At 64.7% G+C, this 25,177-nt stretch carries 27 protein-coding genes and 2 tRNA genes; 6 read left to right on the forward strand and 23 right to left on the reverse strand.

The window, feature by feature from the left end; translation table 11 throughout:
* Position 1 precedes the first annotated feature (1 nt).
* Positions 2-3,523, forward strand: a complete 3,522-nt coding sequence (gene addA / locus JJ959_RS02725) for a double-strand break repair helicase AddA (RefSeq protein ID WP_292879729.1) — start codon at positions 2-4, stop codon at positions 3,521-3,523.
* A gap of 105 nt (positions 3,524-3,628) precedes the next feature.
* Positions 3,629-3,979 carry a thioredoxin TrxA gene (gene trxA, locus JJ959_RS02730; protein WP_193183351.1) on the forward strand — a complete coding sequence of 117 codons (351 nt, stop codon included), beginning with the start codon at positions 3,629-3,631 and terminating at the stop codon, positions 3,977-3,979.
* Positions 3,980-4,036: 57 nt separating this feature from the next.
* On the opposite strand, the gene JJ959_RS02735 is transcribed toward trxA, so the two are convergent.
* Positions 4,037-4,582, reverse strand: a complete 546-nt coding sequence (locus JJ959_RS02735) for a PAS domain-containing protein (protein WP_292879730.1) — start codon at positions 4,580-4,582, stop codon at positions 4,037-4,039.
* A 353-nt stretch (positions 4,583-4,935) separates the two neighbouring features.
* Between JJ959_RS02735 and JJ959_RS02740 the strand changes: the two genes are divergently transcribed.
* Complete coding sequence (locus JJ959_RS02740; RefSeq protein WP_292879731.1) at positions 4,936-6,468, forward strand: hypothetical protein; 1,533 nt, start codon at positions 4,936-4,938, stop codon at positions 6,466-6,468.
* Here the strand turns inward: JJ959_RS02740 and JJ959_RS02745 are convergent, their stop codons facing one another.
* The 4 genes from JJ959_RS02745 to JJ959_RS02760 form a co-directional block, all read right to left on the reverse strand.
* A complete protein-coding gene (locus JJ959_RS02745; RefSeq protein ID WP_292879732.1) occupies positions 6,469-6,852 on the reverse strand; it encodes a cupin domain-containing protein in 384 nt (127 codons plus the stop codon). It abuts the gene before it with no gap.
* A gap of 70 nt (positions 6,853-6,922) precedes the next feature.
* The gene (panC, locus tag JJ959_RS02750) at positions 6,923-7,759 is read right to left on the reverse strand and encodes a pantoate--beta-alanine ligase (RefSeq protein ID WP_292879733.1); all 837 of its coding nucleotides are present in this window, start codon (positions 7,757-7,759) and stop codon (positions 6,923-6,925) included.
* A 3-nt stretch (positions 7,760-7,762) separates the two neighbouring features.
* Positions 7,763-8,605, reverse strand: a complete 843-nt coding sequence (gene panB / locus JJ959_RS02755; RefSeq protein WP_292879734.1) for a 3-methyl-2-oxobutanoate hydroxymethyltransferase — start codon at positions 8,603-8,605, stop codon at positions 7,763-7,765.
* A 224-nt stretch (positions 8,606-8,829) separates the two neighbouring features.
* Positions 8,830-8,905 (reverse strand) — tRNA-Phe (locus tag JJ959_RS02760).
* 170 nt (positions 8,906-9,075) lie between these two features.
* Between JJ959_RS02760 and JJ959_RS02765 the strand changes: the two genes are divergently transcribed.
* Positions 9,076-10,281, forward strand: a complete 1,206-nt coding sequence (locus tag JJ959_RS02765) for a putative 2OG-Fe(II) oxygenase (RefSeq protein WP_292879735.1) — start codon at positions 9,076-9,078, stop codon at positions 10,279-10,281.
* A gap of 21 nt (positions 10,282-10,302) precedes the next feature.
* Positions 10,303-12,114 (forward strand): class I SAM-dependent methyltransferase, encoded by a 1,812-nt coding sequence (locus tag JJ959_RS02770; protein ID WP_292879736.1) that lies wholly within the window; start codon positions 10,303-10,305, stop codon positions 12,112-12,114.
* Here JJ959_RS02770 and yacG read toward each other — a convergent pair.
* The 11 genes from yacG to JJ959_RS02825 form a co-directional block, all read right to left on the reverse strand.
* Positions 12,111-12,341 carry a DNA gyrase inhibitor YacG gene (gene yacG / locus JJ959_RS02775; protein ID WP_292879737.1) on the reverse strand — a complete coding sequence of 77 codons (231 nt, stop codon included), beginning with the start codon at positions 12,339-12,341 and terminating at the stop codon, positions 12,111-12,113. The genes JJ959_RS02770 and yacG overlap by 4 nt on opposite strands.
* A gap of 14 nt (positions 12,342-12,355) precedes the next feature.
* Complete coding sequence (locus JJ959_RS02780; RefSeq protein ID WP_292879738.1) at positions 12,356-13,672, reverse strand: ribonuclease E/G; 1,317 nt, start codon at positions 13,670-13,672, stop codon at positions 12,356-12,358.
* On the reverse strand, positions 13,665-14,285 hold the full coding sequence (locus tag JJ959_RS02785) for a nucleoside triphosphate pyrophosphatase (RefSeq protein ID WP_292879739.1): 621 nt from the start codon (positions 14,283-14,285) through the stop codon (positions 13,665-13,667). The genes JJ959_RS02780 and JJ959_RS02785 overlap by 8 nt, the downstream gene beginning before the upstream one ends.
* A gap of 19 nt (positions 14,286-14,304) precedes the next feature.
* Entirely contained in the window at positions 14,305-14,523 is a 219-nt protein-coding gene (gene infA, locus JJ959_RS02790; protein ID WP_193183322.1) for a translation initiation factor IF-1, read from the reverse strand.
* 98 nt (positions 14,524-14,621) lie between these two features.
* Positions 14,622-15,122, reverse strand: coding sequence for an arsenate reductase ArsC (locus tag JJ959_RS02795; RefSeq protein ID WP_292879740.1), 501 nt, complete (start codon positions 15,120-15,122; stop codon positions 14,622-14,624).
* Positions 15,123-15,129: 7 nt separating this feature from the next.
* Positions 15,130-15,654 carry a UPF0262 family protein gene (locus JJ959_RS02800; RefSeq protein WP_292879741.1) on the reverse strand — a complete coding sequence of 175 codons (525 nt, stop codon included), beginning with the start codon at positions 15,652-15,654 and terminating at the stop codon, positions 15,130-15,132.
* A 13-nt stretch (positions 15,655-15,667) separates the two neighbouring features.
* Complete coding sequence (gene hisD, locus JJ959_RS02805; RefSeq protein WP_292879742.1) at positions 15,668-16,969, reverse strand: histidinol dehydrogenase; 1,302 nt, start codon at positions 16,967-16,969, stop codon at positions 15,668-15,670.
* On the reverse strand, positions 16,959-17,621 hold the full coding sequence (gene hisG / locus JJ959_RS02810; protein WP_292879743.1) for an ATP phosphoribosyltransferase: 663 nt from the start codon (positions 17,619-17,621) through the stop codon (positions 16,959-16,961). The genes hisD and hisG overlap by 11 nt, the downstream gene beginning before the upstream one ends.
* A gap of 55 nt (positions 17,622-17,676) precedes the next feature.
* A complete protein-coding gene (locus tag JJ959_RS02815; protein WP_292879744.1) occupies positions 17,677-18,195 on the reverse strand; it encodes a DUF2948 family protein in 519 nt (172 codons plus the stop codon).
* Positions 18,196-18,207: 12 nt separating this feature from the next.
* The gene (gene murA / locus JJ959_RS02820) at positions 18,208-19,509 is read right to left on the reverse strand and encodes a UDP-N-acetylglucosamine 1-carboxyvinyltransferase (RefSeq protein WP_292879745.1); all 1,302 of its coding nucleotides are present in this window, start codon (positions 19,507-19,509) and stop codon (positions 18,208-18,210) included.
* Positions 19,510-19,670: 161 nt separating this feature from the next.
* Entirely contained in the window at positions 19,671-19,847 is a 177-nt protein-coding gene (locus JJ959_RS02825) for a hypothetical protein (protein ID WP_292879746.1), read from the reverse strand.
* A 131-nt stretch (positions 19,848-19,978) separates the two neighbouring features.
* On the opposite strand from JJ959_RS02825, the gene JJ959_RS02830 reads away from it, so the two are divergent.
* Positions 19,979-20,053: transfer RNA gene (locus tag JJ959_RS02830), tRNA-Thr, on the forward strand.
* Here JJ959_RS02830 and JJ959_RS02835 read toward each other — a convergent pair.
* From JJ959_RS02835 to JJ959_RS02865, 7 genes are all read right to left on the reverse strand, one after another.
* Positions 20,037-21,578, reverse strand: coding sequence for a recombinase family protein (locus JJ959_RS02835; RefSeq protein WP_292879747.1), 1,542 nt, complete (start codon positions 21,576-21,578; stop codon positions 20,037-20,039). The two genes, JJ959_RS02830 and JJ959_RS02835, sit on opposite strands and share 17 nt — an antisense overlap.
* Positions 21,575-21,931: a hypothetical protein gene (locus JJ959_RS02840; RefSeq protein WP_292879748.1), complete on the reverse strand. Its 357-nt coding sequence runs from the start codon at positions 21,929-21,931 to the stop codon at positions 21,575-21,577. The genes JJ959_RS02835 and JJ959_RS02840 overlap by 4 nt, the downstream gene beginning before the upstream one ends.
* Positions 21,932-22,064: 133 nt before the next feature.
* Positions 22,065-22,403 (reverse strand): hypothetical protein, encoded by a 339-nt coding sequence (locus tag JJ959_RS02845; protein WP_292879749.1) that lies wholly within the window; start codon positions 22,401-22,403, stop codon positions 22,065-22,067.
* An 18-nt stretch (positions 22,404-22,421) separates the two neighbouring features.
* Positions 22,422-22,724 carry a hypothetical protein gene (locus JJ959_RS02850; RefSeq protein ID WP_292879750.1) on the reverse strand — a complete coding sequence of 101 codons (303 nt, stop codon included), beginning with the start codon at positions 22,722-22,724 and terminating at the stop codon, positions 22,422-22,424.
* Positions 22,721-24,325, reverse strand: coding sequence for a type IV secretory system conjugative DNA transfer family protein (locus JJ959_RS02855; RefSeq protein ID WP_292879751.1), 1,605 nt, complete (start codon positions 24,323-24,325; stop codon positions 22,721-22,723). The genes JJ959_RS02850 and JJ959_RS02855 overlap by 4 nt, the downstream gene beginning before the upstream one ends.
* Before the next feature lie 3 nt (positions 24,326-24,328).
* A complete protein-coding gene (locus JJ959_RS02860; protein WP_292879752.1) occupies positions 24,329-24,637 on the reverse strand; it encodes a hypothetical protein in 309 nt (102 codons plus the stop codon).
* Positions 24,637-25,125 (reverse strand): hypothetical protein, encoded by a 489-nt coding sequence (locus JJ959_RS02865; protein ID WP_292879753.1) that lies wholly within the window; start codon positions 25,123-25,125, stop codon positions 24,637-24,639. The genes JJ959_RS02860 and JJ959_RS02865 overlap by 1 nt, the downstream gene beginning before the upstream one ends.
* Positions 25,126-25,177 lie beyond the last annotated feature (52 nt).

A 25,177-nucleotide genomic window follows, 5' to 3' on the forward strand; every position in this document is an offset into this window, starting at 1 on the left:
GATGGCGGAGCACGATCCGAAGGCGGTGATCCAGGAGGCCGACCGGGCGCAGCGCCGGGCCGCCGATCCCGCCGCCTCGGTCTGGGTCGCGGCTTCGGCCGGGACGGGCAAGACCAAGGTGCTGACCGACCGGGTGCTGAACCTGCTGCTCGCGGGCGCCGATCCGGGCCGCATCCTCTGTCTTACCTTCACCAAGGCGGCGGCGGCGGAAATGTCGGCGCGCATCTCCGGCAAGCTCTCGGAATGGGCGGTCACCGGCGAGACGGTTCTGATTAAGAAACTCGAGTATCTGCTCGGACGCCAGCCGAAGCAGAATGAAATTGCACTCGCCAGACAGCTCTTCGCCCGCACGCTGGACACGCCCGGCGGGCTCAAGATCCAGACCATCCATGCCTTCTGCCAGGCGGTGCTGAAGCGCTTCCCGCTCGAAGCCGGTCTGCCTCCGCACTTCCAGGTCATGGATGACCGCACCGCTGCCGAGCGGCTCTGGGATGCGCGCGACCGGGTGCTGAACATGGCGGCGGCCGATCCCGAAAGCGTGCTCGGCCAGGCGCTCCGGCTGATCAACCGCCGTTTCGCCGAGGAAACCTTCGACGGGCTGGTTTCCGAGCTGCTGCAGGAACGTGCCCGGCTCGCCCGATTCATCGAGGCGATCGGCGGAAAAGAACGGATCGGCGCGGCGCTCAGAACCCATCTCGACCTGCCTCCCGAGGAAACCGCCGAAACGGTGCTGCGCGACGGACTTGCGGACAGTGCGCTCGATCTGGTCGGACTTCGCCGGGCAGTGGAAGCGCTCGTGGAAAGCAGCAAGACCGATATGGAGCGTGGTGCCGCACTCGCTGATTTCCTCACAGCGGACGGGGCGCGACGGCCTGAGCTTTTCGAGAGCTATTGCGGTGTCTTCCTGACCGGCGGGGGGGAGATGCGCAAGCGGCTGGCGACGAAGGCGGCAGTCGAGTTTTTCGCCGACATCGAAACCGTGCTTGCCCGCGAGGGCGAGCGCCTGATCGCCCTGAAGGAGCGGCTGAACGCCCACGGCCTCGCCGAGCGGACCTCGGCGGTGCTGCGTATTTCCGCCGCCGTGCTCGACGGCTACGAGGCGGGCAAGCGGCGCGGTGCGCTGGTCGATTTCGAGGATCTCGTCGCCACGGTCTGCGACCTGCTGAAACGGCCGGGTGTCGCCGCCTGGGTGTTGTTCAAGCTCGACGGAGGGCTCGACCATATCCTGATCGACGAGGCGCAGGACACCAACCCGGAGCAGTGGGAGGTGGTGCAGGCGCTGACCGAGGAATTCTTCGCCGGCGAGGGTGCGTACGAGGAGGCGCGGGACGCCGGGCGCAGCATCTTCGCGGTCGGCGACGTCAAGCAGTCGATCTTCTCCTTCCAGCGTGCCGACCCCGAAGGCTTCCTGCGCATGCGACGGCATTTCGCGGAGCGCGTTGCCGCTGCCGCGGGTACCTGGGCCTCGGTCGATCTCGAGGTCTCGTTCCGCTCCGGCGCTGCCGTTCTTGGACTTGTCGACCGGCTCTTCAACAGCCGTCCGGCGGGAGAGGGCGTGCTTGAGGTCGGCGATGACGGCGAGCTGCTGTCGATCCGCCACGGCGTCTCGCGCGGCGGCGATGCGAGCCTGGTCGAGATCTGGCCGCCCTTCCTGCCGGCGGAGAGCGAGGAGGAGGGCAGCTGGGCCCTGCCGCTCGCCCAGCGCGGCCTCGACAATCCTGCCTCCCGGCTCGCCGCCGCGATCGCGGGGCGGATCCGGTCATGGATCGAGAGGGGCGAAATCCTGCCCTCCAAGGGCCGTCCCATCGGCCCCGGCGACATCATGGTGCTGGTCCGCCGGCGCGGCGGTTTCGTGCACGAGATGGTGCGCGCCCTCAAGGAACGTGACATCGACGTCGCCGGTGTCGACCGCATGGTGCTGAGCGACCAGATCGCGGTGATGGACCTGATCGCGCTCGGGCGCTTCCTGCTGCTGCCGGAGGACGACCTGACGCTCGCGACGGTGCTGAAGAGCCCCTTGATCGGGTTCGACGAGGATGAGCTGTTCGAGCTCGCCTGGAACCGCAAGGAGAAGCGGCTCTGGCGCGAGCTCCGCCGTCGCGCGCCGGAGAAGGCCTCCTTCGCGCGTGCCGATCAGCTGCTCACCTCCTATCTCGCGCGTACCGACACGATGCCACCCTACGAGCTCTTCGCCGGCATCCTTGCCGAGGGCGAGCCGAGCGGGCGGCGGCGGATCCTTGAGCGGCTCGGGATCGAGGCGGCGGACCCGCTCGACGAATTCCTCGCCCAGGCATTGGAATATGAGCGCGGCCACGTGCCGTCCCTGCAGGGCTTCCTGCATTGGCTCGAAGCGTCGGAGAGCGACATCAAGCGCGATATGGAAGGCGGCGAGGGCGGGCGCGTCCGGGTGATGACCGTACACGGATCGAAAGGCCTGCAGGCGCCGATCGTCTTCATGCCGGACACCATGCAGGTGCCGCGCGGCACGGCGAAGATCCTCTGGAGCGAGTCGGACGACGGTGTTCCGGTCCCGCTCTGCGCCCCGGCGAAGGCGGAGGACGCCGCGGCCAGCGCCGACGCGAAAGAGGCCGCCGAGCGCAAGCGCAACGAGGAATATCGCCGCCTGCTCTATGTCGCGATGACCCGGGCCGAGGACCGCCTCTATGTCGCCGGATGGGCGACCAAGCAGCGTGCGCCGGAGGGTAACTGGTACGATCTCGTACGCGCCGCCATGGGCGATCTGGCCGCCGAGGTCGAAGACAGCACGATCAGTGCCGCCTCCGGCTCCGACCTGCCGCTGCTCCGACATGAGACGGCACAGGAAAGGGAGGTGACGCCGCCCGCCGAAGTTACTTCCGGAACGGATGCGCGCAAGCCGGTGCCAGGTTGGGCGCTCTCGCAACCCGCCCCCGAACCGGTCCCGCCGCGTCCGCTGATGCCGTCGCGGCCGAGCGATCCGGAACCGGCGCTGCGCTCCCCGCTCTCTCCCGTCGACCAGGGACGCTTCAAGCGCGGCCAGCTCATTCACCGGATGCTACAGGTCCTTCCGGATCTGCCGGCGGAGCGGCGCCGGGAGGCGGGAGCCTCGTTCCTTGCGCGACCGCTGCACGATCTCGCCCCCGAGGTGGCGGCGCGCTATCTGGACGAAGTCATGGCGGTGCTGGAGCATCCGGACTGGGCCGGGCTCTTCGCGCCCGCCTCGCGCGCCGAGGTGCCCATCGTCGGACAGGTCGCGACCGGCGACGGCGGGATCACGGTCGTGTCCGGCCAGATCGACCGTCTGCTCGTCGAGGAGGCGCGGGTGACGGTGGTCGATTTCAAGACCAACCGGCCGCCACCGGAACGTCTGGAGGATGTGCCGGCAGTTTATCTGAAGCAGATGGCCGCCTACCGGGCGCTTCTTGCCGGCATGTTCGAAGCCCGCGAAGTGCGCTGCCTGCTGCTATGGACGGACGGGCCGTTCCTGACCGAGCTGCCGCCCGACCTGCTCGACTCATACGCGCCCGGCGCCCCAGCCGCTTAGGGGAAGTTCCTTTCCCCCTTGGAAATGCTGGGCCCTGGCCGGTTGTCTTGACGGGGCTGCCGACGCTTCCTAGATTCACGGTTCATGCAAGGGTGGGAGCCCGGCATGCGAGACAAGGCAAACGAGGAAGCCCCCATGTCGACGGTTACGGTTACCGACTCTAGTTTCTCCGACAGCGTTCTGAATTCCGACAAGCCGGTTCTGGTCGATTTCTGGGCCGAATGGTGCGGCCCCTGCAAGGCGATTGCACCGGCGCTCGAGGAAGTGGCGCAGTCGATGGGCGACCGCGTCACCGTCGCCAAGATCAATATCGACGAGAATCCGCAGACCCCGCAGCAATACGGTGTGCGCGGCATTCCGACCCTGATTCTGTTCAAGGATGGCCAGGTCGCCGCGACCAAGATGGGCGCGATGCCGAAGGCTCAACTGCAGCAGTGGGTCGACGAAGCACTCTGATAGGGTCTGGATCTACCGGAACCGATAGAAACAGGCGCTGATTCGGCGCCTGTTTTTTTATGTGCTCCGCTTCCTGCCGAATATGGAAAAGCTGCCCACCTGTTTCACCGGCGCGTCCTGCTCGACGACGACGATCAGCAGCACGAACTGGTCGACCGACGACCCGTTGGAGCTGTACGGCAGGATGAGCCGGTCATACCGCAGGTTTCCACTGTCGCCCCCGATCGGGAAGACGCGCTGTGAAAAATGCGCCTGGCCCGATTCGGATATCTCGCGATAGGTCCGGTTCGCCGTCTCGAGATAGTTTCCTTCGTACAGCTCCTCGAAACTCTTTCCGGTCGGATCGCGGCCCGCACGCCGCGCGATTTCGGTGCCCGCAAGGCGATACCGGAAGACAGGCGCTTCCTGCTGTCCGCTGCGCTCGATGATCGCCATCCTCGGCATGGAGCGATGGAACTGCAGCGGGTCGAAACTGCTGCGCAACGGAACGTCGTCGCCGCGCCGGTTCGACTTCCAGTGATCGAACAGCGCGCGGTGTTCCGGATGAGAGAGGTCCGCAGCGTCTGCGATCGTCCCGCCATAGTGTTTATCGTCGTTTGGCATATATAGGCCAGTAAAAGCAAAATTTGCTTGATTGGTTTCCAGAAAAAGCTAGTTGCCAAACGTCGCGCGGCAAGTTGTATTTGATAAAATACATCGTAATATTAATAGGTTACGCTTTGTTAAAATTGATTTTGAATCCAAAATACCGTGGAAATAGACCGAGAATCGGTCATTGTCGAATAAGTGGTTAATTTATTGAGGGCTTTAATTGACGTAACCCTATATTCCGGGATGGATTCTATGGGCTCGAATTATATCTCCCGGTCTCTTCATGCTGCCGGCTGTACGAAGTCTCCGGCTGTCGTTAAAGATGAGCCGTCGTATCCCGCCATCAACATTTCCTCCGCCGGTCCATGAGCAACAGAACCGATATTCTCGACCGGCCAGACAAGATTGAGGCCTATGTCGAGCTGTTCTGTACGCTTGCCGGTAAGCAGGGCGGTTGTAGCTGGCAGAAACGTTTTCTCAGAGATGCACCGGCCCGCTTGCTGGCGGTGAGTGCGAGCGTCGTGCGGACCCTGGTAAACGGGCAAACGGGCTTCCGGGACGCGCTCAATTTTCCGGCTTCATATTATTTCGAGCCGCTGCTCGACGCCGTTCTCAGAGAGCAATTGCGGCGCGGCGATACGGTTTTCGAGTCCCCGCTCTCCGTGCTCGAGCGCCGAGACGATCCCGGGATAGCGCTCGCTGCAACCACCTCGGCAATGCACATTGCGGGTGCGCCGGAGTCCCGGAGCTGGCCGGAATGGGGCTTGCAAGGCGGGCGGCGCCTCCGCCTCGGCTATGTCACCTCCGACCTTCGGATGCACCCTGTGGGGTTTTCCGTCCGGAGCATGCTGGTTCATCACGATCGCAGCCGGTTCGAGACCTTCGTCTATGACCGAACGGCGGAGCCGGTCCGTCCGGTTCAGGGGCCGGTGCGGCTGTCCGTTGACCATTTCCGGGAGGTCGGGGGTCTCCCGCCGGCGGCGCTCGCGGAGCGGATCCGTGCCGACGGGATCGACATCCTGGTCGACCTGAGCGGCACGCCGCTGAGCCCGGAAGAGGATGTCTTCCGCCGCGGTCCGGCTCCTGTCCGGGTGGCGATGATCGGATTCCCCGGGGCGACTGGTGCGGAGACCGTGGATTACACAGTCGCGGACAGGGTCGTGGTACCCGAGGAGGAGCGCCCGGGTTTCTCCGAACACCTGATCCTGATGCCGGGAAGTTTCCTGCCAGTCGACGACCAGGCGGAGGACGACCCCGCCCCCTCCCGCGCGGAGCTCGGGCTGCCGGAGGACGCTTTCGTCATGGCCGCCTTCAACCGGCTCAATAAGGTCGACATGGCGACGCTTCGGCTCTGGTTCGAGTGTTTGAGACGGATTCCCCGCGCGCTGCTCTGGGTCGCAACGCAATCGGAGGAGGGGACGGAGAATCTTCGTCGCTTCGCCGCGCAGGCGGGGCTGTCGCCGGACCGGATCCGTTTCGCGGAGCCCACCGGGATCCGCGATCACCGGGCGCGTATCGCCGCCGCCGATATCGCCCTCGATCCGCTCGGTTACAATGGCGGTCACACGACGGTGCTGGCGCTCGCGCGCGGCGTTCCGGTCGTGACACGGCCCGGCCGCTGCTTCGCCTGGCGGATGTCGGCCAGCATCCTGACCGCGGCGGGCTTACCGGAGGGAATCGCCGACAGTCCGGAGGACTATCTCGCCCGCGTTGAGCGGTTCGCCGCCGATGCTCCCTTTCTCGCTGCCATCCGCGCCCGGCTGCGGCAGCCGGAACCGGGGGGCTTCTTCTCGACGAAAGCCTATGTCGCGGCCCTCGAGGCTGCATTCCTGCAGATTGCGGAGAATCGGTCCGCCGGTTTGCCCGACCGGGATATCGAGGTCAAAAGTCCGGGTTGATCAGGCGCCCTCGTCGAGGAACTGGTTCGGCTTGTGGAACATGCTCAGCATCAGCGCGCCTTCCGGGGCCCGTGCGACATGCCGGCTGCCCGCCGGACGCCAGACATATTCGCCGGGCCCGATCGCGCCCTGCTCATCCTCCAGCCGGCCCTCCAGCATGTAGGTCTGCTCGATATCCGTATGCTCGTGAAACGGCAGGACCGCGCCGGGCTGCCAGCGGAACAGGGCGGTCATAAGCCCGGTTTCCTTGTCCTCCATCAGCACCTTCATCTCGACCCCCTCGAAGCGGGTCGGGCTCCAGTCGAGCTTCTCCGGGTCGACCGGGCGCGAGTCGAGCGCTCCGAGTGCGGCATGTTCCGGGTAGTTCGGCGTCTCGATAGCCATCTTGCGTTCCTCCCTCCGGGCCGTCGTGTCGCGGCCCCGGAGGGAAGCATAGCCTGATCGGGACGTTCCGTCAGATGCCGATATTGTCGATCAGGCGGCAGCTGCCGAGTTTGGCAGCGGCGAAGATCCTGAGATTTTCGCCAGGGTCCGTGGCGGTTTCGAAACTGTCCTGATCCCGGATGTCGATATAGTCGACCTGTTGGAAACCGGCCGCGAGCACCGCCTTCCGCGCCTGCTCCGCCGCGACGGCCGGAGCGATGCCGCTTTGCACCGCGGCAGCCGCCGCGACAATTGCCGCATGGAGCGCCGGAGCGATCTGCCGTTCATCCGTACTCAGATACGCGTTGCGTGAGGAGAGTGCTAGGCCGTCGGCCTCGCGCACCGTCGGGGCGCCAAGGATCTCCATCGGCAGGTCGAGGTCGCGCGCCATGGTCTTGATGACGGCGAGTTGCTGATAGTCCTTCTCCCCGAAGATCGCGATGTCCGGCATCGCCTGGATGAGGAGTTTCGAGACCACGGTGGCGACGCCGGTGAAGAAACCCGGACGGCTGGCGCCCTCCATGACCTCGGAGATGTCGTGTACGATGACTTCGGTCTTGTAGCCGGGGGCGTAGATCTCTTCCGGCCCAGGGGCATAGACCGCGCTGCAGCCCGCCGTTTCGAACTTGGCGAAATCGCCGTCCTCGTCCCGCGGATAGGTCGCGAAATCCTCGTTCGGTCCGAACTGCCGCGGATTGACGAAGATCGTCCCGACGCAGCGGTCCGCGCGTTCGAGGCCGAGCCGGACGAGCGAGAGATGACCTTCGTGGATCGCGCCCATCGTCGGCGTCAGAGCGACGGTCTCGCCGGCGCTCCTCCAGCTGTTCACGCGGTTGCGCAGGTCGGCCTTGGTGCGAATGATGTCCATGGTTCAGCCCTTTCGCGCCGGCTTTTCGGCGTAGGTGTTGCGTTCGGCCGGAAAGGCCCGGCTGCGTACGTCATCCGCCCAACGCTGCGCCGCTTCGCGGATCGTGCCCGCGAGATCGGCGTACCGTTCGGCGAATTTCGGGAGGTGCCCGTCATAAAGGCCGAGAAGGTCGTCGGTGACCAGGATCTGGCCGCTGCAGGCGGCGGAGGCGCCGATCCCGATGGTCGGGATGGAGATCGTCTCGGTCACCCGGCGGGCGACGGGCTCGACCGTGCCCTCGATGACGACCGCGAAGGCGCCGGCGCGTTCGACGGCGCGGGCATCCTCGAGCACCTGCCGGGCGCCGTCCTCGCCGCGTCTCTGGATCCTGAAGCCGTCTTCGGCATGCTGCGGCAGAAGGCCGATATGACCGAGCACCGGGATGCCGTCCTCGACGAGAGCAGCGATCGAAGCCTCGACGGCGACACCGCCCTCAAGTTTTACCGCGTCGGCCCCGGTCTCTTCCATGACGCGGCGGGCACTTTCGAGCGCCTGCTCCGGCCCGTCCTCGTAGCTGCCCGCCGGAAGGTCGACGACGACGCGGGCATGGTGCGCCCGCCTCGTCACGGCGCGGCCATGAGCAATCATCATGTCGAGCGTGACGCCGACCGTCCCGTCCATGCCGTAGATCACCATACCGAGCGAGTCGCCGACCAGCAGCAGATCGCAGAGCGGATCGAGATAGGCCGCGACGGGCGCGGTATAGGCCGTGAGGCAGACCAGCGGCCGGTCGGGAGCAGCGGCGCGGATATCGGCCGGGCCGATATGGCGCGGGACCGGTTCCGCGGTTCGTGAATGATGGTTCATATGTCTTCTCCAAGCCGATACGGATCGTCTCCTGCGACGTATTGATCGGTTGGAAGGGGGGCTTAGCGCAGGCGGTGTCCGGAGCCAACTGTTATGCTGCATTGCGGAAAGCCATGCTGCATCGCGGAGGGACTGTTGTTGCGATGGCAGCAGTGACGGAACGCCATCGGTCGGCCCAAACTGATCGAGCGACGGCAGGGAGTCTCGGGTTTTCAGGGAGAAAGTGGTGCCCAGGGGCGGATTCGAACCACCGACACGCGGATTTTCAATCCGCTGCTCTACCAACTGAGCTACCTGGGCACACCGTTGATATGACTGCGCGATGCGCCGCCATATCGTTGAGAGGCAGCTGTATAGAAGATATCAGGGAGGCTGTCCAGCGCCCAATCCGTGCTTTTTTTGCGGGCCGCTTGATGGCTTCGGATATCGGCGCTATCCAAGAGCGGGCTTGCCGGAGAGGGACCCGAAAGATGCAATTGTCCGAGGCCTTGTCGCTCGCGATCCAACACCAGAATGCCGGCCGGACCGCGGCGGCGGCGGAGATCTACGACCGGATTCTCCAAGTGGCGCCCGGCAATCCGCCCGCGGCGACGCTGCGGGCCCGGATCTATCTGAAGGAAGGCCGGCTGGACGAAGCGGACCGGCTGACCGAGGCCGCCATCCGGGCAGCGCCGGATTTCTTGCAGGCCTGGAACGCGCGGGGCGATGTGCTGGACGCGCGGAACGAGCCGGAGGCCGCCAGCGCGGCCTGGCGCCGCTCGCTCCTCGCGGGGCCTGAGAATACCGGTCCGTTCGTCGGGCTCGGCAACCGGTTCCAGCTCGACAAGGAGTACGGCGCGGCGGAGATCGCCTACCGGCGGGCGCTCGCGGGGCAGCCCGGAAACATACCTGCGGCTAACAATCTGGCGCAGGCGCTACTGATCGAGGGCGATGTCGAGGGAGCCCTCGCGGCTACGGACCGGGTGCTCGCTCGCGACCCCAACCATGTCCGCGCGACGGCCTATCGCTCGGTCGCGCTGGAGGAACTCGGGCGCTACGATGAGGTCGATCGGCTGATTGCGCACGGCACCGCGACTCGCCCGATCCGTTTCGAGGTGCCGGACGGCTACCGGAACCATGTGGAGTTCAATGCCGCGCTCTCGGACGAGATCCGCAACCATCCGAACATTTCGGGCGATCTCGACCCGTTGCGCCGGGCGATCCGCGGCGGTGCCTTCGTGCCGCAGCTGTTCGATCATAAGGGGCCCGCGACAGCTGCGTTCGAGCGCATGCTGAGCGCCGGGCTGGACGAATATATTGCCGGGTTGAAGAAGGACCCGTCACACCCCTTCTTCGCCCGTATCCCGAAAGGCTATGCGGTGAATATCTGGGCCAATATCCTCGGCGACGAGGGGCATCAGAGTGCGCATATTCACAACGCCGGCTGGCTGAGCGGGACCTATTACGCCGCCGTGCCGGAGACGGTGCGGCCGGACGATCCGGAGCGCGCCGGCTGGCTCGAGTTCAACCGGCCGGGCTACGGCATCCCCTACCGCGGCACCCGTAAGCTGGAGGCGATCTGTCCCGAGCTCGGCATGGCGGTGGTCTTCCCCTCCTATGTCTGGCACAGCACGATCCCGTTCCGCGGCGGCGGAGAGCGGATCAGCATCGCCTTCGACCTCCATATCGACGGCTGACCGGTGGCGGTGCCGGATCCCATGGCGCGGCTCCGCGAGGCCGCGCAGCTGATGCGTCAGGGCCGGGCGGGGGAGGCGGTGGCGATCTTCGCCGAGGCCGCGAAGGCCCATCCGCGCCAGCCGGAACTGCAGAACAATCTCGGCGTCGCCCTGAAGGCGGCGGGAAAGCCGAAAGAGGCGGTGCAGGCTTATCGCCGGGCACTGAAGCTCGCACCGGGCTATGCTGTCGCCGAAGCCAATCTCGCGCGGGCCCTGCTGCAGCTCGGCGAAGGAGCGGCCGCTGTCCGGCATTTCGAGAGCGCGCATCGCAACGCGCCTGACGCGGGATATTTCGGCGAATTGCTTGATACGCTCGCCGGACTGCGTTTCGAAAAGCCTGATCCGGCACTCCGCACCCTGCTGCTCGCTCTCTTCGAGCGTCGCGATATAGATCTGCAGCGGCTAGCGCCGGCGGCACTTTCCCTTGTGCTCGCCAACCGCTCGGCGACGAAAGGCGCGGAGGCGGCTTGGCGATGGTACCGCGATGATGGTGAACCCCCGCCACCGCTGCCGGAGGATGCGCTGCTCGCGGCACTGCTGACCTGGACCACCGTGCCCGATCCGCGCCTCGAAGCCTGGATGATCGCGGAGCGTAGGCGTTTGCTGCTCGAAGGCGGGGTGAAGATGGCGTCCGCCGTTCCGCTCGCGCTGCAGGCGACGACCTCCGAATTCGCCTGGCACCTGACGCCGGAGGAGAGCGAGGCACTGGCGCCGATGCTGTCAGCGGAGACGCTGACGCCCGAAGAGGCGCTGCTGGTCGCTCTATACAGGGACATCGCCGAGGTGCCCGCTGCCTTCGCGGCGCTTCAAGGGGAAAAGTATTGCCTTCCGATCCTGGAGCGGACGGTCCGCGAGCCGGAGGAAGAGCGCACGCTCGGCACGGCGCTGCCGTCGCTGACGGATATCTCGGACGAGATTTCGGACAAGGTGCGCGCGCAGTACGAGGTGCATCCCTATCCGCGCTGGCGCAGCGTCGACGGGCAGATCCGGCGAAAGCCGCTCGATGCGCATCTGCGCGACAGGTTCCCGGCGATGCGCTTCGAGGGCATCGACCTGAAGGCGCCGAAGCTTCTTGTCGCCGGCAGCGGCACCGGGCGGCACGCGATCCAGACGGCGGCGCGTTACGAGGGCGTCGAGGTCACCGCCGTCGATCTCAGCCGACGCTCGCTCGGCTACGCGGCGCGCATGGCGCGGGAGCTCGGGCGGACGAACATCTCCTTCGCGCAGGCGGACATTCTCGGGTTCGGTGCACTGGAGCAGCGGTTCGACGTCATCGAATGCTCCGGCGTGCTGCATCATATGGCGGACCCGATGGCGGGCTGGCGCGCCCTCAGGGGCCTGCTGAAGCCGGGCGGACTGATGCGGGTCGCGCTCTACAGCGAAATCGCGCGGGAGCGTTTCGCGAAGCTTCGGGCGGAGATCGAGGCGACCGGGGAAGAGGAGATCGCGGCCGAGATACGCGCCCGGCGGCGGGACGCGCTGCTGCTGGCGGAGGACGACCCGGCGGCGATCGTCTGGCAGACCGGGGACTTCTATTCCCTCAGCGGCTGCCGCGACCTGCTGTTCCATCGCCGCGAGGTGCGTTTCACCTGGCCGGAGATCGGCGCGGCGGTGGCGGAGCTGGATCTGAAACTCGTCGGGGTGGAAACGGCGTCACAGGCGCTGCGGGAAGCCTATCTCAAGCGGTTCCCGAATGATCCCTCGGCGACAGACCCGGCCAACTGGGATGCATTCGAGAGGGACAATCCGGACAGCTTTCTCGCGATGTACCAGTTCTGGTGCCAGGCGGCCTAGCGTTCCTGCCGTTCTTCCAGCGCCTTTGCCAGATCGAGCAGTTCGGCTTCGTCCGGCTCCTCGTTGGTCTGCAGCCGGTATTCGCCGCCGAGCCATCGCCCTAGATCGATGGTCTTGCAGCGCTCGGAACAGAACGGCCGATAGGCGGCGTCGACCGGCTTGCCGCAAATCGCGCAGCTGGGCTTGCGCTTGCGCTTCTTCTTGTCGAACTCGCTGATCTCGCCCATCGCCCTCTCCGGTCCTAACGCCGCGCCGGACCTATCTCGATCCGCTCCAACGCATAGTCCGTTTGCGGGGTCAGCCGCAAGGTACCGCCGAGGCGTTCTTTCGTCTCCTCCAGCGCTTTCGCACCGGGGCCGGCGAGCCAGTCGGCGATATCGGGGGCGCAGATCATTTCGGGATGCGCAATCCCGCCGGTTTCGGTGAGCAGCCGGCGCAGCGCCGCGAGCGCAACGGTCGCTGCGCGCGGATGCTGTTCGACGGGGCGAAGATAGTCCTCCGCGAGGCTGCGGCCCGCACGCTGCACGGTGATTTCGAGCACCCCACTCCGCGTCCAGCCGAGTACCTGGGGCGGCTGTTCGTTGTCGCCGCCGCCGAGCGGCCATCCCGCGAAGGCGGTCTGCATCGCGTCCGCGACGCGCTCCCTGTCGGATTTCTGGGAGAGGCGCGGAAAATCGACCAGGACGAGACCGGAGAGCCGGCGGCGGCGGATTTCCGCGGCGATGTCGGGCGCCATCTCCTCGAACAGCTGTGCCCAGCCGTTCGGCGCGCGTCCCGCGGCCGCGACATCCACGTCGATGGCGACCAGTGCTTCCGTTTCGTCGAAGGTCAGCGCGGTACCGTTCGCGAGCTGCAGACGCCGGGCGAGGGCCCGGTCGATCTGCCCGTCCACGTCGTCGTCGGCGAACCCGGCGCCGTTGCTGCTCTCTTCAACCGCAGCGCTCGGGAAAAGCGCACGGGCCACATCTTCGGCAGTTGGAGCCGGGCGGATCGTCTTCGGGCCGTCTCCGGCCACGATCGCGTCCTCGACCGCTTTCCATTCCTTCAGCAGCGTGGCCAAGTCGGAAAGCAGCTGGATCTTTTCCGCATCCGTCGCGGTTTCATGCACCAGCAAACCGATTTTCTCGGGGCGCCCAGGTTCCAGCATCTCCTTCAGCGCATCGCGCTTGCCCTTGGCCTTGATCGCACCGGCGATGGAGAGATCGGTTTCCGTCGGCCGCAGGCTCATGTAACGGCCGCCGAGAACGACCTGCCGGGAGGCCTGCGCCTGTTTGCGGCCCGCGGCGTCGGCGGTAATGGTCACTGCGACCAGCGCACCCTCGGCGGGCGCCTTGCGCTTGCCGAGATTGAGAAAGGCCTCGCCATGTCCGATATCGAGGAAAGCCGCGTTCAGTTCCGGCCTGACGGCGGTCACGCGTGCCAGCACGATCTCTCCGACGCGGCGCGGCGGGGTGCCGGCGCGCTCGAGCCAGAGATCGGTCAGGCGTCCGCCGGAGAGACCAGCGATCCGGGTCTCTCCCGGGGATCTGTCGATGATCAGGCGGTCCGGATCACGCATCGTCCTCACCATAGCGGAAACCGCATCCGGCGAGGAGGGCATGGGTCTCGTAGAGATCGAGCCCGACGACATTGGAGTGGGAACCGGAGAGGAAACGAATGAAGATCGCCGCCAGACCTTGGATTGCATAGCCGCCGGCCTTGCCGTCCCACTCGCCGGAGGCGATGTAGGTCCCGATCTCTTCCTGCGTCAGTCGCTTGAAGGTCACGACGGTCTCGGAAATCCGGCTGCGGGTATAGCCTCCGGGCCCGATCAGCCGGATTGCGCCGATCACCCGGTGACGCCGCCCGGAGAGATGTTTCAGGCAGGCGCGCGCCTGCTGCTCGCTCTCAGCCTTGGGCAGGATGCGGCGTCCGCTCGCGACGACGGTATCGGCGGCCAGAACCCAGGCATCCGGATGTTCCTGCGCAACCGCATGCGCCTTTTCCCAGGCGACGCGCTCGGCATAAGCGTCCGGCAATTCGCCCTTTTTCGGGGTCTCGTCGATATCGGCGGGGCTCACATGGTCGGGTTTCAGCCCGATCCGGCCGAGCAGGTCGAGCCTGCGCGGCGAGGCCGAGGCCAAAACGAAATGCGCGCCGGAAGGGGCGCGCAATCGTAGGGGGCCAGACATGGCCTTCACCTCGGAAGAGTTATTTGAAGCGGAAGGTAATACGACCCTTGGTCAGATCGTACGGGGTCATTTCCACGTTCACCCGGTCGCCCGCGAGCACGCGGATCCGGTTCTTGCGCATCTTGCCGCTGGTATGGGCGAGCACTTCGTGGTCATTGTCCAGCTTCACCCGGAACATCGCGTTCGGAAGCAGTTCCGACACGGTCCCGGAGAATTCGATAACGTCTTCTTTGGCCATTCCTACTCCTTACAGGTCTGCGAAGATCGCGCAAATAAGTGCTCCGGGAGGTCTCCCGGGTCAAGGTCTTTTCTCCTCATGGCAGAACTGCAAAGCGTTCAGCCGGGCGTTCCGTTTTGCTTCATCAGGGCGGAAAATCTTTGTTTTATCCGCCGCATCAGTTCGTCCCGCACCTGCCTGTAGGCATCGAGGCGGATCTCGCGCGAGCCTTCGATGATGGTGGCGTCCAGCATCGGCCAGTACTCGATATCGCAGGCCATGGTCCGGGTCATCTCGATCGCGCGGTGCTGCGCCTCCGGCGAGAGCGATATGATGACGTCGAAGAAATCGTCCTCCATCTGCTCGAAGCTCTTCGGTGCGTGGCGTGAGATGTCGATGCCGATCTCGTTCAGCACTTCGACGGCGAAAGGATCGAGATCGCCGTTTCGGACGCCGCAGGAATCCACATAGGCCTTCATTCCGATCAGGTGCTTCATGATCGCCTCCGCCATCGGCGAGCGCACCGCGTTCTGGGTGCAGGCGAAGAGGATGGCGCTCGGCTCCCGGATAGGTTCGCCGAGCGGCGACTGCAGGTCAGGGGGCGTGACGCGATCCGTCATGGTCCGCCTAGCCCCGGATATGCAGGACGCAGATGAGGGTAAAGAGGCGGCGGGCGGTGTCGAAATCGATATCCACCTTGCCGGCGAGGCGCTCCTTCAGAAGCGTCGAACCCTCGTTGTGCAGCCCGCGCCGGCCCATGTCGATGGCCTCGATCTGCGACGGGTTCAGGTGTTTGATGGCGTCGTAATAGCTCTCGCAGATCTTGAAATAGTCCCGCACGACACGGCGGAACGGGGTCATGGCGAGCCAGATTTGGTAATTGCCGCCACGCTCCGGGTCGGAGATATCGAAGAGCAGCCGGTTTTCCTCGATCCGGAGCTTCAGCTCGTAGGGACCGCCATCCTCGTCGCCCGCGGGGGCGAAGGAGTTTTCTTCCAGCAGATCGTAGATCGCGACCGCGCGTTCGTGCTCGACCTCGGGGCTGCGGCGGACGACGGTGTGTTCGTCGAGTTCAATCTTGGAGATCCGCGCGTTGGCGCGGCCCTCCTCGTCGTCATCCTCGATCGGGCCGTCGCCGAAATCGCGCACCATGCTCCCCTCCCGCCTATTCGGCGGCCGCTCCGAGGCGGATGGCGACCGAGCGGGCATGGGCGCCGAGTCCTTCCGCTTCCGCAAGCGTCACCGCAGCGGGGCCGATGGCTGCAAGGCTTGCCTCGTCGCATTTCACCCAGGTGGTGCGTTTGAGGAAATCGAGCACGCCGAGCCCGGAGGAGAAGCGCGCGGTGCGCGCCGTCGGCAGCACGTGGTTCGGCCCGGCGACATAGTCGCCGATCGCTTCCGGCGTGTGCCGGCCGAGGAAGATCGCGCCGGCATGACGGATCCTGGCCGCCAGCGCGTCCGGATCGTCGACGGCAAGTTCAAGATGCTCCGGCGCCAGCCGGTCGACCAGGGCAGGGGCATCGGCGAGACTGTCGACGACGATGACCGCGCCGTGATTGTTCCAGCTCGCGCCGGCGATGTTCGCCCGCGGCAGGGTGGCGAGATGATCGGCGACCGCCGCCTCGACCTTGCCCGCGAAGTCCGCGTCGTCGGTGATCAGGATCGCCTGAGCGACCTCGTCGTGCTCGGCCTGCGAGAGCAGGTCGATGGCGATCCAGGAGGGATCGTTGTTACCGTCGGCGACCACGAGGATTTCGGACGGGCCGGCGATCGAGTCGATCCCGACCTTTCCGAAGACCCGCCGCTTGGCGGCGGCGACATAGGCGTTGCCCGGGCCGATGATCTTGTCCACCGGACGGATCGTCTCGGTGCCGTAGGCGAGCGCGGCGACGGCCTGCGCGCCGCCGACCCGGTAGATCTCGGTGATCCCCGCGATCTCGGCGGCGGCGAGCACCAGCGGGTTGATCTCGTTGCCCGGTGTCGGCACCACCATGACCCGTCGCTCGACCCCGGCGACGCGCGCCGGAATGGCGTTCATCAGCACAGAGCTCGGATAGGCGGCCTTGCCGCCCGGGACATAGAGCCCGACGGCGTCGACCGGCGAGTGCCGGAGCCCGAGCCCGACGCCGTCCGCGTCGGTGAAGTCGATGGAGGAGGGGACCTGCGTCCGGTGGAAGGCCTCGATCCGCGCGGCGGCCGTCTCCAGCGCTGCGAGGGTTTCGGGCGAGCAGGCGGAACGCGCTGCCGCGATTTCTTCCGCCGAGATCGCGATCCCGGTTTCCGCGAGATCGATATTGTCGAATTTCCGGCTGAGCTCGATCAGCGCCGCGTCGCCGCGCGATATCACGTCGGCGATGATGCCGGCGACGGTGTCGCTGACATCGCTGTCGGTCTCGCGCTTGGAATTGACCAGCGCCTCGAACTCTTTCTCGAACCCCGGCGCTCCGGCTGTCAGCTTACGCGGCAAGGGCGGCCTCCCCGATCCGGTCGATCAGGTTCTTCACCGGGCCCGGCCGGGTCTTCATGGCGGCGCGGTTGACCGCGAGACGGGAACTGACGGCGGCGATCTGCTCGACCTCGACAAGGCCGTTCGCCTTCAGCGTCGAGCCGGTCTCGACCAGATCGACGATGCGGCGGCAGAGGCCGAGGCCGGGTGCGAGCTCAAGGGCGCCGTTCAGCTTGATGCATTCCGCCTGCACGCCGCGCGCGGCGAAGTGCCGCCGGGTGACGTTCGGATACTTCGTCGCGATCCGGAGATGGCTCCAGTGCTGCGGGTTTTCCTTGGCGGCGAGCTCCGCCGGCTCGGCGACCGCGAGGCGGCAATGCCCGACATTGAGGTCTACCGGGGCGTAGATCTCCGGGTGGTCGAATTCCATCAGCACGTCGCTGCCGGCGATCGCGAGATGGGCGGCGCCGAAGGCGAGGAAGGTCGCCGTGTCGAAACTGCGCACGCGGATGATCTCGAGATCCGCATCGTTGGTATGGAACTGCAGCCGTCGCGAGGACTCGTTGAAGAAGTCGTCTTCCGGCTGGATTCCTGCCCGTTCCAGTATGGGCGTGATCGCCTTCAGGATCCGGCCCTTCGGCAGGGCGAGGATCAATGGCTGGTTCGCGCTCACCGCGTTATCTCCTGTCTTTGTCCGCCTGCCGCGACTGTGCCCGGCGGCAGTCCGATCAGGCGTCCGAGGCCTTGTCCGCCGCTGCCGGTTCCGTGTCCTCTTCGGGATGGGACGGCGTGAAGACGGTCGGCCATGGCTCGCCGAGGTCCTCGATATGGCACAGGATGCGGTCGACTGCGAGTCGAATGGTCACGTTGTCGGCGAAGGCGATGTCGATCTGCCCGTCCGAGGGGTGCACGGTCAGCAGGTTGAGGATCCGCTCCCGCTTGCCGCGGTCGAAGCCGTGGGTCTGGACCTTGGTCACGCCGTCGAAGCGGATGCCGCAATGGACCCGCTCCGCATAGAGCGTGTCGCCCTCGGCGGGAACGGTGCCCGCTTCCGGCGCGGTCTCCCAGCGAAAGCGCTGCACGAGCATGACAAAGCGGCCATCCTCCGCTTCGTAGGTCATGCCGGAGACCGGGAGCAGGGCGTCCTGCAGGAAGGCGGCCACGACGGCCAGATCCTCGGCGTCCTCGGCCCTGACCCGGAACGGACGGTCGCCCGCCTGCAGTAGGGATACGTCTCGCGAAACCATGGCCCCCGCCACTCAGACTGTCACTTCCTCGCTGGCCTCGGCCGCGACACGCTTGATGTCGGCGCCGCAGGCGCGCAGCTTCTCGACCAGATTCTCATAGCCGCGGTCGAGATGATAGATGCGGTTCACTTCGGTGACCCCGTCCGCCGCAAGGCCGGCGAGCACCAGGCTGACCGAGGCCCGGAGATCGGTCGCCATGACCGGCGCACCGATCAGCCGGTCCGTGCCGCGGATCAGCGCCGAGGCGTGATGCACGTTGATGTTCGCGCCCATGCGGCTCAGTTCCGGCACATGCATGAAGCGGTTCTCGAAGATCGTCTCGGTGACCATGGAGGCGCCCCGGGCGACGCACATCAGGGTCATGAACTGGGCCTGAAGGTCGGTCGGGAAACCGGGGAAGGGCTCGGTCATGACATCGACGCCGCGCAGCTTGCCGCGCTCGGCGGAAACCCGGATCGAGCGGTCGCCCTCCTCGATCTTCACGCCTGCCTCGCGCAGGATCTCGAAGACGTTGTCCAGCAGGCCCGGCCGGGTGCCGGTCAGCTCGACATCACCGCCGGTGATGGCGGCCGCCATGGCATAGGTGCCGGTCTCGATCCGGTCCGCCACCACCTTGTGAATGGCGCCGCCGAGCCTCTCCTTGCCCTGGATGTGGATGGTGTCGGTGCCGTGTCCCTCGATTTCCGCGCCCATGGCGATGAGGCATTCGGCGAGATCGGTGATCTCCGGCTCCCGCGCCGCGTTGACCAGCACGGTCTCGCCGTCGGCGAGGCTGGCCGCCATCATCAGGTTCTCGGTCGCGCCGACGGAGACCAGCGGAAAGACCACGCGCCCGCCATGCAGCCGGCCCGATGGCACCTCTGCCTTCACATATCCGCCCTCGAGCGCGACCTCGGCGCCGAGTTCGGCCAGGCCCTTCAGGTGCAGGTCGACCGGACGGTTGCCGATGGCGCAGCCTCCGGGCAGCGACACCGTCGCCTCGCCGCAGCGCGCGAGCAGCGGGCCGAGCACCAGCACGGAAGCGCGCATCTTGCGCACCAGGTCGTAGGGCGCGGTCGTGCTCTCGATGGTCGCTGCGTGGAAATCGACGGTCTGGCCGCCGCCGGCCTCGTCCTGGGTCCTGCGCTTGACGCCGTGCTGGTCGAGCAGGGCCGCCATGGAGCGGATGTCGGCGAGCTTCGGCATGTTGGTCAAAGTGACCGGCTGGTCGGTCAGCAATGTCGCGGCCATCAGCGGCAAGGCTGCGTTCTTCGCCCCGCTGATCGGAATCTTTCCCTTGAGCGGAGTGCCGCCGCGAATCACCAACTTGTCCATAAAGGTCCCCAATTCATGAAAGAGCCCGCGCCGCGCAGCGCCGAGCCCCACATATTTCTACCGCATCGCGATGAGGTCTCTCAACCCCGCGAACTGTCAGAATTTCCCGAGAATGCGGCAGGTTTTTGGCGTTGAGAGGCGGTTGTGCACTGCCGGGACGGTCACGAATCGCCGGGCGTGCTTTTCTTTAAGCTTTCCGCTGGCGCGTCGCTGCGCTGGCGCGACTGCGCCTTGCGGCGGTGCAGATTGGCGCGCAATGCCGCCGCCCGGCGCTCCGCGCGCAGTTCCGCCTCGCTCCTGGCGCCGCGGGAATCCGTTTCTTTCGGGGTTTTCGCCATGGCCGGAGAGTGCCCGGAAGCGGGGTTCAAATCCAGTCAAGAAACGGGCTTGCACCTGGGGGGAGCCTATGGCATGTTCCGCGCGCTTCGCGAGGGGCCTCCCTCGCCGCCCGGCTTTATTGCCGAAAAATGCTGCCGTAGCTCAGGGGTAGAGCACTCCCTTGGTAAGGGAGAGGTCGAGTGTTCAAATCACTCCGGCAGCACCATCTCCTTTTTCTCCCCAGATATGCCTGCTAACATACTGAATGGTAACGATTTTTTGGTGTTCAAACACCCGGTCGTCCGATCATAGGTTAGGAAATCCCCAAAAGCGAGTTTGAGAACAGCGCGCTTTTGCCTGAAAACGCCCGAGTTCCATAGCTTTTGAGGGTTCGCTAGGAACGTCAAAGCGTGTTCAAACACCTCGTCAAAGACGGCTTGGCTCGGTACGGGATTGGCGGCCCGTTCAAGCAGGAGGAGTTTCTCCTTCTCTAGGTTATCGATCTTGGCTTCGTAAGCCGACACGACTTTCGGGTGGCTGGCTTCGACAACAGCTTCGACGAGTTTGTCTATCTTGCTATCGATTTCGCGGATCTGCGCGCGGACATGATCAACCTGATCCTCCGCCAATGCGGCGCGTTGGCCCCAGGCGTCCTTGAACATGGCCGTCGCGACACTGACGAGCCCCTTGGTTGGGCGCAGGCTTGAAAGCAACTCATCGAACGATCCTTCTAGTTTGGCGCGCGCGATGGATTTGCCGTAGTGATCGCATCCTTTTTTGCGGCAGCGGTAGTAAGCGTGGTGCCGAACTTTGCCTTTAGACCATCCTCCAGTAAGCGTCGTACCGCAGCCCGAGCAGACCACCGCGCCTCTCAGCGGGAAGTCCTCGTGATTGTCAGTTCGTGTTGTGACGTAACCGGTTTCTTGCAAACGTTCCTGAATGCGCTGGTACGTCGCTAAAGAGATCAGTCCTTCATGTTGCCCCTCACGCAACGAGATGCCCCATTTGGGCGCACGCACATAACCGGCATAGATCGGCTTTCTCAGAAACACCGAGATTGTCATCGCACGGATTTCGCCTTTTGGCGTATCTTTCGGAAAGAGTGGCTGGCGCTCTAGATAGCGCTGGACTTCGGCTTGGGTGGACAGTCTGCCCGTTGCGAAGCCCTCAAGTGCATCTTGAACGATGGACGCGAGCGGTTCATCGCGCACGAGGACTTTCCCGCCATACTGGCCTTTCTCGTATTTGTAGCCGACAGGCGCGCGAAACACCCAAAAGCCTTGTTCCACGCGGGCTTTCATTTTTTGAAGAACCTGACGTGCATTTTGCTCGCGCTCTAATTGGCCCTGTGCGGCGAAGACGGTCTCGACAAACTTGCCTTCCGGTGTGTCCTCGAAACGGAAGTTCAGGCACTCCACGCGGGCATTCCTGATCTGAAGCTCTCTGCGCAGGCGGAGATGGAACTCCGTGTCTCTCGCGAAGCGCTTCAGATCGTCAAAAATCACCACATAGTTCTTGCCGCGTTGGCGATCCAGATACCGCAGAAGGGAAACCATTCCGGCGCGTTTCAGGAAGTCGCCGCCGCCCGAAACGTCATCGGGGAACACGGCCTCGACATCGTAATTGTGTTCTTCCGCGAACTGTCGGCAGCGATACTCCTGCGACTCCAGACCAGACGCTTGGGCCGACTGCTTCTTGCTCGAAACCCGGCAATAAATGATTGCAGGTGTTGGTTTCGTGTTGGTGCTCATTTTGGAATCCTCTCCGCTGCTCGCGGGCGATCCCCGTGAGCTGCGTCTTTAAATTGCTTATCAAGAATTTTGCTCGCTAATTGTACGCTATCGCCCCCCAGAATTGGCGGATTTGCGAGCTGGATCGGGAGTTCTCCACAGGCGTTTTTCGCCTGTTGCGCCGGATGGACTTCGAAGCCCAGGGCGACGAACTCACAGATGATGTTCCAGAGCGTTTGCAGGAATTCGAGCTTCTGATCTTCGCTGAGATCGGTGTCGGCCAGATAGTGCGCATAGAGATCGTAATCGACCGTGATGACGCGCGTGGCTGTTTGGTTTTCAGAATTACCATTGTCTTTTGTCTGCCGCGTCATCGCTGCCTCCTTCTCTAATTCACCATTTTATCCCGCGCTCCTTTCCCTGTATTGCGACAGAACAAATCAAGAACATTTCTATCTGAATACTTTCCGCAATACAAGAAAAATTGGAAAGAATCTTTCGCGGGGCCTACCTCTCGATTTCGCGTTTGGGAGTCCGATTTGTGCTGGTTTCCCGGCGCTCGCGGAAAGCTTCACGCGCGCTCTGATCGCGACCATCGCGGCTCAGTTCGTTCGTGCGCTCGTATGCCTTTCGCGCCAGTTCGGCGACCTTGAGTAGGTCTCCGGCAACGAAGCTGTTCGTGTCGCGATATTCGCCGTCACGGTCTTTGTAGGTCCGGGTGATCGTCGTCGCGTAGAACGGGCCGGTCTCTGACTCGTTGCGCCAGATCGAGGCTTTGAGGTTGGTATCGCGGATCACATCTGCGGGCTTGTTCGTCACGGTCGAATTATCGTTATCGCGGTCCATGGCGGATCTCCTTTGCGGTTAGCGGTTGAAGGTCTTGTTGAGGACGCGCACGCGCGCTCCCGTTTCGGGATCTGTGCGCATGGCGATGAAGGCAGCGCGGCGCTGTTCGCGCTCCCACGCGGTATTGAAGGCCGCTCGGTCGCTCTCCACCGCCATACCCGGCGACGGACGCGGCGCAGGGTGCGGCTTGTCCTTGGCAATCATCTCGGAGCCAGGCCCTTCCACCTTCGGGACAGCTTCTTGCCGGGCGGCATCGAAGCTCTCACGTGACGACGGCGCGTCGATGCGCGTGGCTGATACGGTTTTGGCAAAACTGGTCATCCGATACGGCTCCAAGTTCCATCTGCGTATTGCGGGTAATGAGAAAATCTTGGATCGACCTTCTCCACGATCACGGGCCGCCACTGGGGACCACGCGGCGTCATGGTGAGCACGCGGTCAATGGGCGGGTGATACGGGTTCGGGTGGTAGCGTCCGGCCATGAAGGGCTGCTCGTAATACGGCCTGCGATCCGCCCAGATCGGATGACTGAGGCCATCCGCGAAGATCAGTTGCTTGTCCGCAGGCATGCCCAGCAACTCGTCTACGCTGCACAATGGGGCGCTCTTCAGAATGGGGGCCTCCGCCATGCGTTTTTGGTGGGCCATATCGAGCGCGGCATTGAGCGGATTGCCGCCGCTGAACAGTGCCTTGGCGGCCTTCAGTGCCCCATGGCGCGCCATCTCCCGGTTGCGCGGGTCTACATAGGCCAATGTCTCATTGCCGAGCATCGTGGAGACCGTGCGGGCCGTGCGTTCGTCGCGGATGCCATACCAGCTTTGGAGCCCCGCCGAGGCGAGCAGCAGCGACTCTCCGTCCGGCGCGAGATTGTTCATCTGCTTGGTGCTCTGGAAGAAAGCCCATGGGCGGATGCCAAGGCCAGCATCGCGGGTGAACAGCTTGGCCACGAGGGGGAAGCCGCCAAGCTGGCCGCACTCGTCCAAGAACCATGTCTGGCGTGGGGCCGAGGGAGCGCGCGCCTTATAGGTTCTCGCGCCGACGAAGAACGCCTTGAGCACCGCTGCCCACGGTTCGACCGCCTCTGTCGGCGGCATAAGGTAGAGGTTGTAGGTCTGATCGCTGGAGCAAAGCTGCGACAGGCAGAAGTCAAAGGGCGGAGAAACAGCCTCCATCAGCACCGGGTCGGCAAGGGCTGTGAAGGCCCGGGTAATCTCACCCAGAATGCCCTTGAAGCCGCCCGTGCTGTCGGCGCGCGAGTTGGCAGCTTCTTCCTCGATCCGCTCCGCGAGATCGAACCCGGCCTCGGTCATCTCGAAGGCGAAGTCCAGCCAGGCTTCGCCGCCCATCACCAGTAGATTGATGGCGCGGTAGAGCGCAGGCAGCGTCAGAACACTGTCACATTTAACGATTGTGAGAACGATGGCGGCCAGGAACTCGTGAGCCCGCCCTTCGAAGTAGCGACCGTTCGCGCTTCCGGAAGGCGGGATCATGTTCTCGCAGAACACCAGCACATCCGAGACCAGATCCGGATTGTCCCGGTTCAGGTGCCCAACCGGATTGATGCGGTGATACGGCAGGCCGTGAAAGCGGCGCGGGTTCCAAAAAATGCAGAACTTGCGGGCGGGCACCTGCCATTGCGAGATGGCCGCGCACTCGCCCTTAACGTCCAAGATCAAACTGGTGCCGGAATAGCCGCCGCTACAGATGTTGTAAGCAAGGGTCGTGGTCAGCTTGCCAGACCTTGGCCCGGCGCACGTTACCAGCCCGGCCATGCCCGAATAGACCAGTCCACGGTTCCCGTAGAACCCGACGAAGAGTGAGTCTCTCGTCCGGTTGAACAGTCCGGCTTCGGCAATCTCCTTCGGCTCGGCAAACCGGGCCGAGCCGAAGGCAGTCGCACTTCGTGAGAACGGCGCGGCCATGATTTAGAACGCCGCACCCGCGAGGCGTAGCGCGCCGAAGCCCGCAACGCCCGCCAGGGCGTAGAACAGCGCGATCCTCGTAATGGAGAAGATCACAGCGCCCGAGAGCACGAAGCTCGCGTAGTACATGAGAAACGCAAACTCTTCGGAGCCATAGGCGCTCAGAACCAGCTTGCGGACAAGCGGACCGATAAACTCGAACAGCATCGGTGTTCCCAGCAGAGCCGCCAGCAACGCAAGCGAAATGGTCAGGATGTTCTGACCCGGTGGGCCGTTCTCGTTCCCGGTGTTTGTGTTGCTCCAGTCCTTCATCACGCGGCTCCTTCCTCTGGGGTAATGTCGATCATCGCGGTGCCACCGCCGCGCCCGGATTCCCGGAACGCAATCCGGTAAAGGTCCTTGCGCTCGTCGGGGCGCAGGTCTGGATTGGCTTCGATGGCCATGAGGTTCAGGTTGTGGCGCTTGGTGCGCTCTTCGCTCTGCTTCTCGGCCAGCCGCCGGGCTGAATAGATGCCGAAACTGATCACGCCCACGACGGCAGCCAAGAAAGCGATGACCTTGCCGAGCGCGGTCAGGTTGTAGTTGCGCTGGCGCGCCGTCTCTGCCGCCAGAACGTTCTTACGCCGCAGCGTTTCCGCGTTCAGATCGGCAACATGCTGGTGAAAAATGCGCTGCTGGCGGGCCTGTTCGGCGGCAATGCGGATTTCTTTTTCCCGCATTTCCCGGCGCTCCCGCTCGGAGCACCCGCCGAGCAGCAGCGCTCCGGCTACTGCAACGGCGACAATGGCTTGCTTTCGCATGGCATCCTCCTTTCAAGCCATCTCATTCGGGCGATCTGCCGGGACGGACTCC

The organism is Nisaea sp., assembly GCF_017640745.1.
Taxonomy (GTDB): Bacteria; Pseudomonadota; Alphaproteobacteria; order Thalassobaculales; family Thalassobaculaceae; genus Nisaea.

Coding starts and splice junctions, on each gene's coding strand:
- addA (WP_292879729.1), top strand. CDS start 2: ATGGCGGAGCACGATCCGAAGGCGGTGATCCAGGAGGCCGACCGGGCG.
- trxA (WP_193183351.1), top strand. CDS start 3,629: ATGCGAGACAAGGCAAACGAGGAAGCCCCCATGTCGACGGTTACGGTT.
- JJ959_RS02735 (WP_292879730.1), bottom strand. CDS start 4,582: ATGCCAAACGACGATAAACACTATGGCGGGACGATCGCAGACGCTGCG.
- JJ959_RS02740 (WP_292879731.1), top strand. CDS start 4,936: ATGAGCAACAGAACCGATATTCTCGACCGGCCAGACAAGATTGAGGCC.
- JJ959_RS02745 (WP_292879732.1), bottom strand. CDS start 6,852: ATGGCTATCGAGACGCCGAACTACCCGGAACATGCCGCACTCGGAGCG.
- panC (WP_292879733.1), bottom strand. CDS start 7,759: ATGGACATCATTCGCACCAAGGCCGACCTGCGCAACCGCGTGAACAGC.
- panB (WP_292879734.1), bottom strand. CDS start 8,605: ATGAACCATCATTCACGAACCGCGGAACCGGTCCCGCGCCATATCGGC.
- JJ959_RS02765 (WP_292879735.1), top strand. CDS start 9,076: ATGCAATTGTCCGAGGCCTTGTCGCTCGCGATCCAACACCAGAATGCC.
- JJ959_RS02770 (WP_292879736.1), top strand. CDS start 10,303: ATGGCGCGGCTCCGCGAGGCCGCGCAGCTGATGCGTCAGGGCCGGGCG.
- yacG (WP_292879737.1), bottom strand. CDS start 12,341: ATGGGCGAGATCAGCGAGTTCGACAAGAAGAAGCGCAAGCGCAAGCCC.
- JJ959_RS02780 (WP_292879738.1), bottom strand. CDS start 13,672: ATGCGTGATCCGGACCGCCTGATCATCGACAGATCCCCGGGAGAGACC.
- JJ959_RS02785 (WP_292879739.1), bottom strand. CDS start 14,285: ATGTCTGGCCCCCTACGATTGCGCGCCCCTTCCGGCGCGCATTTCGTT.
- infA (WP_193183322.1), bottom strand. CDS start 14,523: ATGGCCAAAGAAGACGTTATCGAATTCTCCGGGACCGTGTCGGAACTG.
- JJ959_RS02795 (WP_292879740.1), bottom strand. CDS start 15,122: ATGACGGATCGCGTCACGCCCCCTGACCTGCAGTCGCCGCTCGGCGAA.
- JJ959_RS02800 (WP_292879741.1), bottom strand. CDS start 15,654: ATGGTGCGCGATTTCGGCGACGGCCCGATCGAGGATGACGACGAGGAG.
- JJ959_RS02815 (WP_292879744.1), bottom strand. CDS start 18,195: ATGGTTTCGCGAGACGTATCCCTACTGCAGGCGGGCGACCGTCCGTTC.
- murA (WP_292879745.1), bottom strand. CDS start 19,509: ATGGACAAGTTGGTGATTCGCGGCGGCACTCCGCTCAAGGGAAAGATT.
- JJ959_RS02825 (WP_292879746.1), bottom strand. CDS start 19,847: ATGGCGAAAACCCCGAAAGAAACGGATTCCCGCGGCGCCAGGAGCGAG.
- JJ959_RS02835 (WP_292879747.1), bottom strand. CDS start 21,578: ATGAGCACCAACACGAAACCAACACCTGCAATCATTTATTGCCGGGTT.
- JJ959_RS02840 (WP_292879748.1), bottom strand. CDS start 21,931: ATGACGCGGCAGACAAAAGACAATGGTAATTCTGAAAACCAAACAGCC.
- JJ959_RS02845 (WP_292879749.1), bottom strand. CDS start 22,403: ATGGACCGCGATAACGATAATTCGACCGTGACGAACAAGCCCGCAGAT.
- JJ959_RS02850 (WP_292879750.1), bottom strand. CDS start 22,724: ATGACCAGTTTTGCCAAAACCGTATCAGCCACGCGCATCGACGCGCCG.
- JJ959_RS02855 (WP_292879751.1), bottom strand. CDS start 24,325: ATGGCCGCGCCGTTCTCACGAAGTGCGACTGCCTTCGGCTCGGCCCGG.
- JJ959_RS02860 (WP_292879752.1), bottom strand. CDS start 24,637: ATGAAGGACTGGAGCAACACAAACACCGGGAACGAGAACGGCCCACCG.
- JJ959_RS02865 (WP_292879753.1), bottom strand. CDS start 25,125: ATGCGAAAGCAAGCCATTGTCGCCGTTGCAGTAGCCGGAGCGCTGCTG.